This is a genomic window from Vulcanisaeta sp. EB80, assembly GCF_002078205.2.
This window is the reverse complement of sequence record NZ_LCWN02000059.1, coordinates 1-12,974: the sequence shown is the minus strand read 5'-3', so window position 1 is coordinate 12,974 and position 12,974 is coordinate 1. Positions and strand designations below refer to the sequence as shown.

At 47.5% G+C, this 12,974-nt stretch carries 17 protein-coding genes and 1 pseudogene; 11 read left to right on the top strand and 7 right to left on the bottom strand.

Going from position 1 to position 12,974, the window contains the following annotated elements; genetic code table 11:
- The 4 genes and pseudogenes from B7L70_RS09620 to B7L70_RS09605 form a co-directional block, all read right to left on the bottom strand.
- Positions 1–758 (bottom strand): annotated as a pseudogene (locus B7L70_RS09620) (hypothetical protein); the annotation flags it as partial.
- Positions 727–1,221: a hypothetical protein gene (locus B7L70_RS09615; protein ID WP_238376196.1), complete on the bottom strand. Its 495-nt coding sequence runs from the start codon at positions 1,219–1,221 to the stop codon at positions 727–729. The gene B7L70_RS09615 and the pseudogene B7L70_RS09620, both read right to left, overlap by 32 nt.
- Positions 1,222–1,230: 9 nt before the next feature.
- Positions 1,231–1,704 (bottom strand): archaellin/type IV pilin N-terminal domain-containing protein, encoded by a 474-nt coding sequence (locus B7L70_RS09610; protein WP_238376195.1) that lies wholly within the window; start codon positions 1,702–1,704, stop codon positions 1,231–1,233.
- A 152-nt stretch (positions 1,705–1,856) separates the two neighbouring features.
- Positions 1,857–2,606, bottom strand: a complete 750-nt coding sequence (locus tag B7L70_RS09605; protein WP_143701613.1) for a type II secretion protein F — start codon at positions 2,604–2,606, stop codon at positions 1,857–1,859.
- Positions 2,607–2,841: 235 nt separating this feature from the next.
- Here B7L70_RS09605 and B7L70_RS09600 point away from each other — a divergent pair, with 235 nt between their 5' ends.
- The 5 genes from B7L70_RS09600 to B7L70_RS09580 all read left to right on the top strand — a co-directional run bounded on the left by B7L70_RS09600 (position 2,842) and on the right by B7L70_RS09580 (position 6,717).
- Positions 2,842–4,311: a type II/IV secretion system ATPase subunit gene (locus tag B7L70_RS09600; RefSeq protein ID WP_081227666.1), complete on the top strand. Its 1,470-nt coding sequence runs from the start codon at positions 2,842–2,844 to the stop codon at positions 4,309–4,311.
- Entirely contained in the window at positions 4,308–5,135 is an 828-nt protein-coding gene (locus B7L70_RS09595; protein ID WP_238376194.1) for a type II secretion system F family protein, read from the top strand. Before B7L70_RS09600 ends, B7L70_RS09595 begins: the two co-directional genes overlap by 4 nt.
- Before the next feature lie 135 nt (positions 5,136–5,270).
- The gene (locus B7L70_RS09590) at positions 5,271–5,594 is read left to right on the top strand and encodes an AbrB/MazE/SpoVT family DNA-binding domain-containing protein (protein ID WP_081227661.1); all 324 of its coding nucleotides are present in this window, start codon (positions 5,271–5,273) and stop codon (positions 5,592–5,594) included.
- Positions 5,595–5,642: 48 nt separating this feature from the next.
- Positions 5,643–5,852, top strand: coding sequence for a hypothetical protein (locus B7L70_RS09585; protein ID WP_081227658.1), 210 nt, complete (start codon positions 5,643–5,645; stop codon positions 5,850–5,852).
- A gap of 79 nt (positions 5,853–5,931) precedes the next feature.
- Positions 5,932–6,717, top strand: a complete 786-nt coding sequence (locus B7L70_RS09580; protein ID WP_238376193.1) for a helix-turn-helix domain-containing protein — start codon at positions 5,932–5,934, stop codon at positions 6,715–6,717.
- Here B7L70_RS09580 and B7L70_RS09575 read toward each other — a convergent pair.
- On the bottom strand, positions 6,695–7,174 hold the full coding sequence (locus B7L70_RS09575) for a hypothetical protein (protein ID WP_081227654.1): 480 nt from the start codon (positions 7,172–7,174) through the stop codon (positions 6,695–6,697). The genes B7L70_RS09580 and B7L70_RS09575 overlap by 23 nt on opposite strands.
- A 60-nt stretch (positions 7,175–7,234) precedes the next feature.
- On the opposite strand from B7L70_RS09575, the gene B7L70_RS09570 reads away from it, so the two are divergent.
- The 3 genes from B7L70_RS09570 to sucD are packed head-to-tail and all read left to right on the top strand — an operon-like array spanning position 7,235 to position 9,545.
- A complete protein-coding gene (locus B7L70_RS09570; RefSeq protein WP_101940274.1) occupies positions 7,235–7,486 on the top strand; it encodes a hypothetical protein in 252 nt (83 codons plus the stop codon).
- A 40-nt stretch (positions 7,487–7,526) separates the two neighbouring features.
- The gene (gene sucC, locus B7L70_RS09565) at positions 7,527–8,660 is read left to right on the top strand and encodes an ADP-forming succinate--CoA ligase subunit beta (protein WP_081227652.1); all 1,134 of its coding nucleotides are present in this window, start codon (positions 7,527–7,529) and stop codon (positions 8,658–8,660) included.
- 6 nt (positions 8,661–8,666) lie between these two features.
- Positions 8,667–9,545, top strand: a complete 879-nt coding sequence (gene sucD / locus B7L70_RS09560) for a succinate--CoA ligase subunit alpha (protein WP_081227650.1) — start codon at positions 8,667–8,669, stop codon at positions 9,543–9,545.
- 20 nt (positions 9,546–9,565) lie between these two features.
- On the opposite strand, the gene B7L70_RS09555 is transcribed toward sucD, so the two are convergent.
- Positions 9,566–10,171 (bottom strand): helix-turn-helix domain-containing protein, encoded by a 606-nt coding sequence (locus tag B7L70_RS09555; protein ID WP_081227648.1) that lies wholly within the window; start codon positions 10,169–10,171, stop codon positions 9,566–9,568.
- A gap of 61 nt (positions 10,172–10,232) precedes the next feature.
- Positions 10,233–10,811, bottom strand: coding sequence for an NADH-quinone oxidoreductase subunit I (locus tag B7L70_RS09550; RefSeq protein WP_081227646.1), 579 nt, complete (start codon positions 10,809–10,811; stop codon positions 10,233–10,235).
- A gap of 144 nt (positions 10,812–10,955) precedes the next feature.
- On the opposite strand from B7L70_RS09550, the gene B7L70_RS09545 reads away from it, so the two are divergent.
- The 3 genes from B7L70_RS09545 to B7L70_RS09535 form a co-directional block, all read left to right on the top strand.
- A complete protein-coding gene (locus tag B7L70_RS09545) occupies positions 10,956–11,531 on the top strand; it encodes a hypothetical protein (protein WP_081227644.1) in 576 nt (191 codons plus the stop codon).
- A 15-nt stretch (positions 11,532–11,546) separates the two neighbouring features.
- Positions 11,547–12,356, top strand: coding sequence for a hypothetical protein (locus B7L70_RS09540; RefSeq protein WP_081227642.1), 810 nt, complete (start codon positions 11,547–11,549; stop codon positions 12,354–12,356).
- Positions 12,353–12,974 (top strand): hypothetical protein (locus B7L70_RS09535; RefSeq protein WP_081227640.1); only part of this gene is annotated, 622 nt, incomplete at its 3' end. The genes B7L70_RS09540 and B7L70_RS09535, both read left to right, overlap by 4 nt.

Here is a 12,974-nt window from a genome sequence, read left to right as displayed (position 1 = left end):
CTAAAATAATTACACTGAGGTGGCACTGGTACGGTTTGTGCAGACAGTATTCCTTGTGCAGGATTGATAATTGGAATTGCTTCATTAATGATACCATTTACGAGGAGTGTGTAGGTTCCGCTAGGTATGTTGGTGAATGCGTAGGAGCCGGTTGGTGGCACTACGTGGCTGCTGTAGGGTTGGTTGTTCACGAGCAATGTGGCGTTTACCCAACCCGTTGAGTTGTTCACCACAATCACTGCGTAGTTTCCAGTGCTGTTTAGTACTGCGTAGGCGATTACATGCCCCATGTAAAGTGTTATGCTCGGTACTAAACCATCGCTCCCCGGTAAATAAATGGTGATGCTGGAGGTGGCTCTACTTAACTGGGCATCATTTCTTAATTCAGGGGGTATTTCAACGTTTACTGACTCATCACTACCTACACTATAGGTGCACTTACTGACTACGCTCATCGTGGCATTCCTGAACACGCATACGGCTTTGGACCCCGTGATTATTGTTGTCCCACTAACGTCAACGGTAGCTGTGCACGAGCCTCCACCGCAGGTGAGGCTTTTAAGTCCCGTCTTAAGGCTCACCTTGGCGCTGTCTAGCTTTACTATTTCCTGCTTTTGCTCCATCACATACTTGGTGAAGCCGTTCATTACTGTGTACATTATGGTTAGGGCTATGACCAGTATCACTATTATGATGACCATCACGTACAACTCCCCAATACCCCTCCTAACCAAGGCTCTTCCCCGCAATGAACCCATCACAGGAGACCACCCTAACCTCGTAATTATAATACGGTATATCGAGGCCCGTGTAATTAAGGATTTTGACCTGCCCTGGATTGAGTACTGTAATTGGGCTTGTGACGCAGTTACTTGAGACCTTGATTGGGTATATGGCTGACCCATTTAGCAGGAAAACCCCAGATATTGGGCAGGCCGCCCCACCGTAATTATACAATACAATGCTTAGGGACGTTATGGTGGAGCCCGAGGTGTTGGCAACAACACTCATGGCCTCAAACTCACAGTGCTTATTGAGTGTGTTAATGAGTGCATTACCCAGCTCGCTTATGTAGCCGTGGAAGTAACCGAAGATTAGTAGGCTTAATGCCACGGATATAACGAGGAGTATTGTTGCGCCAACAACCTCACTAATGCCAAAATAATTGGGAGGAGAAAAGGAAAAGTTATTTCGATTTTGATGAAACCCTTTGACATTCATAGTATCGACCTATGACGAAGCAACAACACTAACAGTGTACTGAGTACCTTCAGCAGTTACAAACTTTATCAAATAACTCTGCCCAACGGAAAGGCCGCACGAGCTAAAGAAGCTACTACTATTAGTTACATCAACCGTACTTCCTGCAGATATAGGGGTTGTTGATGTTGCATTTATCGGTACGCTACATAGTACTGAGCCTGTTGATGACCTCAATATATATGCATAACCGTTCAGGTATATGGTAGTTGTGCCGGTATTTTGTAAATATGCGTTAAGCCCCTTTGATGCCGAGAGACTCACCGCTACTACCTGGAATTCCTCTGGTGATGACATTGAGGATACCCTGCCAGTGGTTGCTGTGAGGTACCCGCTGAACCACATGTACAGTAGTACTGCCGCTACAACCGTGATTACTATCAACAGTATTGCAGCAACTATTGGTTCAATCCCCCTTTTTGCATTTCTATTCCTGCTCACCATACATGATACCGAGTGCTTGCATCTTAATAAACTTTCAATTTAGCTTTTTACACGGAATACCCTCCAGAAATACTCTTTTTACGTATGTAGTACCGAGTGAGTAATAATATTATTTTGGTGATTACCCAGCCGCCAATTACAAGAAAAAAGTCTCAATGTAGGTAGAGGGTTAGGTATAGTATGTAATTTACTGCGGTCAATACAATCATTAGTATTGATGCATGGAGCATACCCACAGAGGCTTTGCCGTAGGTTACCCTACCAATGATCGCTCCAGCGATTAAGGACTGGATTATTATGCTGAGCCCCAGCAGGGTGGCGAATAATTGCGTGGGTATTGTGGTGATGCTCACGGTCGGTGCTGGGACACCACTAACGGTACTTAGGGACATGCGGGCTATTTGTGGTAGTAGGAAGTAGGCTATTATTGATGCAAGCACCACATAGAGTATCATTATTACGTAGATCAACGCAACGTAGGGCTTCAATGAAGCATTTCTCTCGTAGGTGTAGGATAGGTAGGAGTCGAATGATCTATACGCCATGTCAAGGACCTCAACCTCCCTAGTGCCCCTCCTAAGTACCGTGTCGAGTATTATTGCAAGTGAGGCGAGGTTCTCATTACCTATCCGCTCAGCCTCCTTGAGTACGTAATCCTTAATCGTGGACTCACCACTCATCTGTGCAGCAACGGCCCTGCTCAGTATCTCACCAACCCTCCCCTTACCAACCCTCCTCACAAGCCCCGTTATTTCATTAAGTGTGAGCCCTGCCCTCAAGCCATCCCTAATAACCCTTATTACCGAGGGTAGCTCTGTATCGACATCGGTATTTATCTTCCAGACCCTATACCTAGGTATCGCGATGAGTAACAACTCGGTCGCTATAAGCACAGCTAACATGGATTCGTAATTAATATTATTCATTATAGGTATTGTTATTACTGATTTACTGAATTGAAATGTTATTAACATCTTTGGTGAAATTATAAATAATACGACAAACGTGACTAATATAAGTACTGTGGACATAAGGTCCATTAACTGTTGCCTTTGCATTTCACGCATTGTTGTTTCGATAATATGTAATAGATTGGTTTAAATACCTAATCATTACAAATGAAATTGAGCGTTAATTATGAGTAATAATGATGAAGCTATCGAAGTACTCGATGAATATGAATTAGAAAAGGGGTTAGTACATGTCATAATATACAAAGAACCGGAGAGTGGTCTCTATGTATATAGGGTTATTGAACCACCAATTACAGATAAGCTCTCGAACGCAATCACTAGGGTTAGGGAGTACTTGCTAAATAGTAAGTTTCTTATTGATAATACCGAACTCACTAACAATAAGGTTAGGGAGACCGTGAGGTCGATTACGGAGAAGTTAAAGCTCAATCTTACTGATGAGGAGTTTGAGACTTTAATGTACTACGTAACTCGCGACTCCGTTGGTTACGGTAAGATAAACCCACTGCTCTGGGATGGGCTTATTGAGGACATACACATAAACGGCCCAGGCAAGCCCGTCTATGTTTGGCACAGTAAGTATGAGAATTTACGAACAAACATTGTCCTCAATGAGGGGGAGCTTGACAGTCTAATAATCAAGGTCTCCCAACGCGCTGGCAAGAACATAAGCTCGGCCCAACCAATCCTAGAGGGATTGCTGCCCGAGGGAGTTAGGGTGGAGGTTGCGTTAAAGGAGGTTGCTCCCAATGGCCCAATACTAACTATTAGGAAGTTCAGGTCTGTGCCGTTCACAATAGTCGACTTGGTCAGTGATGGTGTCGTGTCTGCCGAGATTATTGCCTTCCTGTGGTTCCTCCTTGAGCATGGGGTTAGCATGATAATAATTGGGCCAACGGGTGCTGGCAAGACGACGCTACTAAACGCCCTGCTTTTTATGATAAGGCCTGAGAGTAGGGTTGTGACTGTTGAGGATACTAGGGAAATCAATATACCCCATGAGCAGTGGGTATCGCTTGTCACGAGGGAGTCGAGCACGCCTGAGGTAGCCAATGTGGGCATGTATGACCTGGTTAAGTTATCAATGAGGATTAGGCCTGACTACCTAGTGATTGGGGAGTTGAGGGGTGAGGAGGCCTACGTCTTCTTCCAGGCCATGGCCAGCGGGCATGTTGGTTTAACCACGATACACGCGGGCTCGATAGACGCTGCCGTTAGGAGGTTAATCTCGAAACCCATGAGCGTGCCTAGGGCGTTGTTGCCTATAGCGAGTATCTTCATTGAGGTAGGTAGGGTTAAGCTTGGTAATGCCATAGTTAGGCGAGTGCTCAATGTTGTGGAGTTGCTCGAGGTTAGGGGTGACAAGCCAATAACGAACCCCATATACGTTTGGGACAGGGCATCGCAGAGGTTTGTTAAGGTTGGCGAGAGTAAGGTAATTGCGGGTCTGATTAGTATGGGTAGGGTCACCGAAGAAGAGGTGGCCAGGGAGTTGGAGCGTAGGAGGAGGCTGATTGAGGCGATGGCCCAGTATGGTTTCAGGAGCCCTGAGGCTGTTTTCAGGGTTACAAGGAACTACTACGTGAATCCTGAGGGTACGTACCGCAAGGTGCTTGGTGGTGAGCTGCCTTGAGGAATCCATTGAGTTCATACCTACTTTGGGTGAGCAATTATGTTGATAGGTTGTATAGGTTGAGTGGTTACACGTTGAATGCTGATGTGCTTAGGTTCGTGATTGCCTATATACCGTTAATAGAGGTGCCGCTGGTAATACTGGCTGTATTTGTGAGGTTCGTAGTTATCAGGAGCGTGTTGCTGGTCATAGTGCTCGTTCTCATCATTGATTACGTGGCGGTCCTTTTGTACGCATTGGTTAGGGTCAAGACCAGGGCTGGGCATTTCGATAGGGGCATCATTACAACCCTACTGACGGCGATACCCCTACTCGCGAGTAATGCGACTTTGATGGACGTAATAAACACGCTGGCCCTTGTGGAGAGGGATCCCGAGATAGCTAGGGAGTTCAGGATAATACTTAGGGACGTTAGGGAGGGTGGGTTAGACGTGGTTTCGGCAATAAGGAGGAGTGTTGAGAGGGTTCCGTCCCATGTCTATGCCGACATAATGGGGCTTCTAGTTGAGTCCTACAGGGTATCCAGCAATGTGGCTGATGTGTTGTTTCTAAAGCTCGATTACCTAATTAGGAATAGGTTCAATAGGTTGAGGTCCACAACCCAGACCCTAAGCTTCCTACTGGAGATATACCTAGTCATGGCACTCCTCCTACCCATACTGCTCGTCTTAATCACAATAACACTGTCACCCCTAGGACCGATGTACCTAGGCCCATTGCAGCTAGATCCAACATTGGCGTTGATAATGACGCTATTGATCTACGCACCGGTCATGGGTTACGTATCCTACATACTCATAGACTCGACAATGGGCTCGATTTAGTTACTTTATATATTTAAAGTAATTTTGACTTGGAATTGAGCTTTCAGTTTCGTTTTATATTATTTACCAAATGAGGGTTCATTGAGAAATTGCTGAGTAATATTTTTTAGTGGGGTTGAATGTGATTAGTACTTGATGGCGAGGTCCATAAATGTGACGGGCCTTCCGTACAGGACTAAAATTTATATAAATAATCAAGTGCTCCTGCCTGCGAGCCTCGTTAGGGCCTTGGGTATTGAGGGTGCTGACTATGCTGATGTGGTTATTAAGTACGGTGATAGGGTTATTGAGTTGAGGAGTGTTAAATTATTGAGGACTAGGCATACGGCTAGTAGGCAGTTCACGATACCGAGGGAGGTGAGGGAGGAGTACGGAATAAGGCCACTGGATGAGGTTGAAATACTGGAGGTCAAACCAAGAAGTGTCAGGGAGGTAATTAGGGAGTTTAGGTCTGTGTGATTTGTTAGGGATAGAAAGTTTTTTAAACTCAAAATTAATAGGGCGTTGATGCATCGATATCGGTGCATTGGCGAATTGAGGGGTTTGGTAGGGTACGGCTTGGAGTTGATTGTGAGGGCTAGGTTGGGCGAGGTCGAATTAAACGAGACATTGGACGGCCTATGGGAAGTACTAATAAACATAGACTACGCACTACAACAGGCAGAGAAGGTGCATAAAAACGCGGGATGCAAATGCCCTATAGCGCTTGGGAATTAAAAATTGATCACAACCAAAATCTAGCGATAGCGGTCAGAGAGGAACTTTTAATAATCGGATTGTGCCGGGTTAAGTAATTATGTTGATACCATTGTTGGTGTGGGTTTTGACGATATTTAACAATGGAACACCTGTAATAAGCATGAGCACCACATTAACAGGTGGTTTCGCAAACCTCACCCTACCTGCCACACCGCAATCCTACGTATTGCTCTACGTCAATGACACACCAATGCCTTACATATTGAATAATACTTACATAATAATACCCGTGTTTGGGACTGCTAACGTAACAATCACGTACATACCCAGGGTATACATAATAAACGGTTTCATTGGGATTAACATTACTACGAATGACGTAGTAAAGGTCATAGTACCGAGTGACGCCCTTATATACAACATTACGCTTTCAATAATGAATATGTCGATGGTCAATAAGGAACTTGTCCTATTAACGCGGGGGCCAGGTACGATACTGTACACGGTAATGACGAAGCCAGCAACAAGTGCTGTGATGGGTAAGCCGAGCCCGCTCGGTCCATATCAGGGGCTGTTTTTGGCGATAGTGATAATACTCATTACGGTAGTGGTTTCATCAATAATGGTGCTTGTCCTTAGGAGGAGGGGTGGGCGTGGCGGCTTAGGCATTACCTACGGACTTAGTGATCATGAGTTATCAATAATTAGGTACATAGAGTCAAGGGGTGGCTCGGCATTTGAGGGGGATATATCGAGGGATTTGGGCATCCCCAGAACAACGGTATGGAGGATAGTGAGGAGACTTGAGGATCTCGGCATCGTTGAGGTTAGGAAGGTTGGGGGTAAAAACCTGGTGATTATCAGGAGGAGACCAATGGTTTAAGAATATTCATTAACTCGAGGAAGGACTTAACGATTTCCCTCAACAGAGACTGCGCATTGGTTGCTGTATTCAGTACGTCCATGACGCCATTAACCCATGAGTAATCACCCCTAAGCATAGCCATAACCGCCGCAGTTAATGACAGGGTAAGCCCCGAGACGTCATTGTTCGCAAGGGCATCATTCAATGATGCGGCCACATCAACCATGAAACTCACCCCCTTGAGTGCGTACATGAGGCCTAGGTCTACGCAATATAGGGCATGTAAAATCGAGACCCTTTTCAACCTATCCTCACTGAACTCCTCACCTTCGGAGACAACGTATGTGAACTCGTCATGAATGAGGTTCGCGGCTGATAATAAGTAATCGGTATTTCCCGATTTATACGCAGCCACGAGCGCCGTTAAGATATCGCCTAGTCTCAAATCCCTAATTAGGTCGTTCAATGACGGCATTACTAAACATAACGTAAAAGCGGATTTAAATCTAAACTGATCACCTTAATAATTACGATAATGATGAAGGTTAAGGGTCTTGAGGAATTGATAAGGGAGGCAATTTCTAAGTACATGGATGTGGATAGGCACGGTGGTAGGGTATTCGTAATACGGGGTAACGAGGTTAAGGAATTCAATGACATAGTGAGTGCGCGTAGGGACGCACTTTCAGCGCCCGGCATCGCGATTATAATACAGGTACCGAGTAGGGATGAGGTTGATGAATCATTCATACTATTCCTCAAGTCGATGGGCTTAACTAATAAATAATGTAAATGCTTAAATGTAGAGCCATTTCAACAAGTATTTCGTGAGGCTCCTTGAGTATAAGGGTAAGGAGTTATTGAGTAAGTACGGCGTCAAAATACCCAGGGGCGCCGTGATATCGCGTGTCGAGGACGTTAGCGTATTAAGTACTTTTAAGTTCCCACTTTACGCAAAGGCCCAGGTACCCTTTGCAGGTAGGGCTAAGATGGGGCTTGTTAGGAGGGTTGATACGTTGAAGGATGCGGAAAACGCCGCAAGGGACTACCTGGGCAGGGTTGTTCAGGACTACCCAATTAGGAAGGTTCTCTTCGAGGAAGGCGTTAGTGTCGCTAAGGAGTTGTACGTATCGATAACGCTCGATAGGGAGAACAGGGGCTACCTAATGCTGGCATCGGCCGAGGGAGGCGTGGACATCGAGGAAATCGCGAGGAGAAGCCCTGAGAAGATAATTAGGCTCTACATAGACGATTACGAAGGCCTTAGGGACTACATGGTGAGGAGCGTCGCGAGGAAGCTGGGCCTTGAGGGCACGGCGGCCCAGGACTTCGTGACGGTGGTTAAGGCGATGTATAGGGTATTCACGGAGTACGATGCAGAGCTCGTGGAGATAAACCCACTCGCCCTGACGACTGATGGGCAGTTAGTTGCAATCGACGTGAAGGTCATGATTGACGATAACGCATTGTATAGGCACCCAGACATCAGCGTGGAGGATAGCGACTACACAATGGAGGAGTTAGAGGCTAGGAAGTACGGGCTGCACTACGTTGAGTTAACGGGCTACGTGGGCATAATGGCCAACGGCGCCGGCCTAACAATGGCCACAATGGACCTGGTCAAGGAGTTCGGCCACGAACCAGCCGACTTCTTAGACGTCGGCGGCGGCGCGAGCAAGGACTCCGTCAGGGAGGGGCTGAAGATACTGCTTCATGACGATAGGGTGAAGGCGGTGTTGATAAACATATTCGGCGGGATAACTAGGTGTGATGAAGTGGCAAGGGGCGTTGTTGAGGCTTTGAGCGAAGTAAAGACGAGTAAGCCAATATTCATTAGGTTGAAGGGGACTAACGAGGAGGAGGGCAGGAAGATACTGGCCGAGGTTGGGATTAAGGTTTACGAAACGGCCGAGGAGGCAATGGAGGCATTATCTAAAGCGCTAAGGTCAATGCAGGGGTGATGTGGGGTGGCGATCCTGGTTAACGAGAATACGAGGGTCCTCGTGCAGGGAATAACCGGGCGTGAGGGGTCAAGGCACACGCAGTACATGCTGCAGTACGGCACGAAGATACTGGCCGGCGTGACACCAGGCAAGGGCGGGCAGAGCGTGCATGGCGTGCCCGTGTTCGACACGGTTGAGGAGGCCCTTAGGAAATTCCCCGAGATAAACACGTCGATAATATTCGTGCCGGCGCAGTTCGCGGCGGACTCGGTCTACGAGGCGATAGATGCGGGGATCAAACTCATAGTCATAATAACAGAGCACATACCAATACATGACACGTTGAGGTTCGTGAACTACGCGAAGAGGAGGGGCGTGACGATAATAGGGCCGAACTGCCCCGGCGTAGTGAGCCCGCTCAAGTCCAAGGTGGGCATACTGCCTAACCACATATACACGAAGTCGGGGCCTGTGGGTATTGTATCGAGGAGCGGCACCCTGACCTACGAAATATCCTACCACCTAACCCAGGCGGGTATTGGGCAGTCAACTGTCGTCGGGATAGGCGGCGACCCAATAGTTGGTACCGACATGGTTGAGGTAATAAAAATGTTCGAGGAGGATCCCGAGACCAAGTACATAGTCGTCATTGGGGAGATCGGTGGCACGATGGAGGAGAGGGTGGCGCAGTACATAGGGTCGGGCAAGGTCACCAAACCCGTGGTTGCGTACATAGCGGGTAGAACGGCACCGCCAGGTAAGCGAATGGGGCACGCGGGGGCCATCGTCAGTATGGGCATGGGCTCTTACGAAAGTAAGGTGAGGGCGTTCCAGGAGGTCAACGTACCTGTCGCTAGGACGCCGACGGAGGTTGTGAAATTGATCAAGAAATTAATGCCGTAGCTGTATTGCTGAGCTCGAAATCAGGGGTTAAATAACTGCGTATTGTTCACGTGTAGGTCTATGTAATCATTCAGTAGAATCTTCACCAACCCCTCATTTATTATGGCACTTATGAGTTCCAAATACGCGTCAGCAGGGGTTGTGGATTTAATGGTGATGCCTAAGGACCTACCAATGCTCTTTACGTTCTTCGTGCACTCCTGGAGCAGTGGGCACCTTGGGCATGCCTTAGGTGATTCCTTACCATTAATGATAACGAGGCCGGCCCTCTGATCAACAATGGCACCCTTATCATTAAGGACCTCTAGCACCACATAATCACCCAACTCCCTAACCCTATACACCAGGAATATCGTCGCTGTGAGGTAGTAACCACCATCCCTCCTAACCAACCAACCACGCTTAATCAAGGCGTTGAGGTACCTAAACACCCTGGTCCTCGGGATATTAGTCCTCCTAGCCAACTCGGTGGGACTGGCTATGCCGAAGGCGATGAGCTTCAGGAGCTTCGTTTTATCGAGTTGAACACCGAAATCGAAGTTAGCCTCGCTTAGGATTCTAATGCCACCACTAATTACGCTGGGGAATCTGGGTATTCGAATACCAACCCTAACCCTAATGCTCATTAATGCGCCAGTAAAAACTAAGGTATTAACAATTACCAGCCGATTAAGGGCGCATACTCAATTAAGACTCGGATCCCGCGGTGGTGGTTGATGGCGATCTCTCAATTGTCTTATCAAGCTCCTCTAATCTCTTCGTGATTTCCTCCTTAGGCAGGGCAATCTTTAATAATTTACCATCCTTAATTTCGTACTTGATAACCCTCTCAGACTCATCATAAACATACTCCGGTATCCTAGACATATCCTCAGGCTTAAACTTAACCTCATCAAAGTCTACGTAGGCAATGTCGTGTATTGGAGTTGGTATTAACGCACCCACGGGACATGCATCAACACAGAAGTGGCAGAGTATGCACTCAGTATACCTAATGCCCGGGTACCACTTACCATTCGGAGCCCTATACATCTGAATAGCATTCACTGGACACGCCCAGGCACATTGGAAACAACTGATGCATTTCTTAATATCGAGCAATATCCAACCCCTAAACCTCTCTGGGACCCACCTAACCTCCCTCGGGTATTGAATGGTTAATCTATTCGGCTCAATAGCCTCCTTAAAACCGGTAATCAGGGCTTTGGCGTGGTAAACAATATCCTCAGCCAAGGTACCCCTAGGCGTCTTAACCTTAATAACCACAAACCACGACCAAGCAAGCCCTAATTAAGCTTTAACCCATGAAGCAAACAAGCAACCCTTTCATAAACACTCAATTAAAGACCATGGACTTCTCACTAAATTGAAAGAAAGGCTTATAAAGGGAAGCAGAAAGTAAAAACAACGATGATAAATAGAATGAGGATAGGCAGGAGGGCACCAATACTACTCCTAATGGCGTTGGCTGTAGTGGCAACCATAGCGCTGGCTGACGCAATCTTCGTATACACTGGGTACATAAACGTCAAGCCCATGACAACACCATTGGTATTCAGTACAGGGCCCAATGGTAATGCACAACCGTACATAAGCTTCACCGTGAGCCCCAATTACGACTCCTTCACGGTGACCCTAGAAATAGCCAACTCCACGGCTAGTTACTACTACCAAGTTGGTCAATTAACGGTGAACATGGCTGGCTACATATACGTTAATTCAATCAACCTAAGCGGTTCGGCAGTTAATACCATGACCATATACATACAGAGCACCAGCGGCTCAACACAATGCACGTTCCAGGTAATAAGCGGTGGCTCGACAGCCACGACACCGTCCACTTCATGTCCCCTAAACGCCGGCAACACCTACTACATAAGCATTAAGGTGGTGCCTAACCTACCCGTAACGAGTTCATCGATCGAGACAGTGACAGTACAGTTCGGCTACAACGTGGTGGGTAACACGGTGGTGCCTGTACCATAGTGAGGTGGCGCCCTTGTGTCAACCAACCCCTTCAAAATCACCCTCCTTATTTCCATCCTCTCCATAGCCATTGCCCTAACCCTCATCTGGGGCACGGCGCAAACAGCCCCAAGCATTATTCGCTACTCAACATTGAGCAACACACCATATATTAAGGTCGAGTCAATAAACGTGACATCCAATGGCGTTTACATAAGGCTTGCACTCATCAATAACGGCACCTTGGCATTCAAACCAACGGGTGGTTGGGTTGAGGTTGTGGACACTGGGCAGGTGGTTAATGTCACCGTAATTAACGGTACCGTAATCGCCAAACTCCCACTAACACCCCAGTGGGTAAGCCTAGCAAGTGTTGGGGTTAAGGGCATCGTGAGTGGCGTACTTAATGGTAGTGGGGCCTACATAGCCTTCTTCGACGTGGTCCCGATCCACGTTATTAATACAATAGGTATCGCCGACGTGAGTTATGCCGACTGTGTCTTAAACGTGACGTTGAGTGTGGATACGGTGGTCCCAGTAGTGATTGGGCCCATAATTAACATGAGCCTATTCACAGTATCAACGCCCGGTTACTACGTCTTCGAGACCGTCGGTGTGGTTAATGCCACGATTTACGCCCTAGCCGGGAGCCACAATGTAACGCTCATGATACGGGTGAGCCCAGTCCTTGGTAGGTACACCTACGTATACTCCTGCAACTACCTAAGCGGCTTCAGCAAATACACGCTCTGGCTACCTATCGGGGTGACCTACATGTACCCGACGGGCAACGTCACTAGTTACACTTTATTAACAAAGACCTTTGTAGTGGGTGGTGGGTCATGAGGGTCGAGGCGCTTCTCCAATTCGCATTGGCCATTGCCTTCATAGTGCTTTGGGTATTCATGCCCGCCTGGTCGATTAGTGGTGCGAATTACTCGATAAGTCTCATGCCGTGGGGCTTTGTGGTTAGGTTCTTCGGTGAAATCCACGTAATACCACCACCAACGGTTTATGCGGTCTGGCTCTTCGCTCTAGACGCGGGTTTATTACCGCTCGTTTGGCGTAGGAGTAGGTACTCGCTCTACCTAGCCGCCCTCTTCTCCGTACTCTCCCTCTCAATGCTCATGGACACAATACTCTTCCAGCAAAGGTACCTGCAGTTCCATGGATACACAATAGCCCCGACACCCAACGGCTACATATACGTGTCCCTACCAACGAAGCCCGTGCTTGGGTTACCAACCTACGTGCTCTTAGCCCTGGTTATACTCTCGATATTTAACATGGTCACGAGGGCCAGGTGGTTGGGCACTAGGGTGATTGAGGACCCAATAGTGGCGGTTGTGCGTGTGCTAAAGGCGTTAAATATTGAGTACTCCAGGATTGAGCATGGCGTTGAGGTTGGGGGCGTTAGGATAGTTAGGCAGGGTGGTTCATTATGGCTCGTTAGGGACGGTGAGG

Excerpts from the sequence above, each read along its gene's own strand:
- B7L70_RS09580 (WP_238376193.1), top strand. The coding sequence starts at position 5,932 with ATGTTGATACCATTGTTGGTGTGGGTTTTGACGATATTTAACAATGGA.
- B7L70_RS09615 (WP_238376196.1), bottom strand. The coding sequence starts at position 1,221 with ATGAATGTCAAAGGGTTTCATCAAAATCGAAATAACTTTTCCTTTTCT.
- B7L70_RS09545 (WP_081227644.1), top strand. The coding sequence starts at position 10,956 with ATGATAAATAGAATGAGGATAGGCAGGAGGGCACCAATACTACTCCTA.
- B7L70_RS09570 (WP_101940274.1), top strand. The coding sequence starts at position 7,235 with ATGATGAAGGTTAAGGGTCTTGAGGAATTGATAAGGGAGGCAATTTCT.
- B7L70_RS09585 (WP_081227658.1), top strand. The coding sequence starts at position 5,643 with ATGCATCGATATCGGTGCATTGGCGAATTGAGGGGTTTGGTAGGGTAC.
- B7L70_RS09610 (WP_238376195.1), bottom strand. The coding sequence starts at position 1,704 with ATGGTGAGCAGGAATAGAAATGCAAAAAGGGGGATTGAACCAATAGTT.
- B7L70_RS09555 (WP_081227648.1), bottom strand. The coding sequence starts at position 10,171 with ATGAGCATTAGGGTTAGGGTTGGTATTCGAATACCCAGATTCCCCAGC.
- B7L70_RS09600 (WP_081227666.1), top strand. The coding sequence starts at position 2,842 with ATGAGTAATAATGATGAAGCTATCGAAGTACTCGATGAATATGAATTA.
- B7L70_RS09590 (WP_081227661.1), top strand. The coding sequence starts at position 5,271 with ATGGCGAGGTCCATAAATGTGACGGGCCTTCCGTACAGGACTAAAATT.
- B7L70_RS09575 (WP_081227654.1), bottom strand. The coding sequence starts at position 7,174 with ATGCCGTCATTGAACGACCTAATTAGGGATTTGAGACTAGGCGATATC.
- B7L70_RS09605 (WP_143701613.1), bottom strand. The coding sequence starts at position 2,606 with ATGTTAGCTGTGCTTATAGCGACCGAGTTGTTACTCATCGCGATACCT.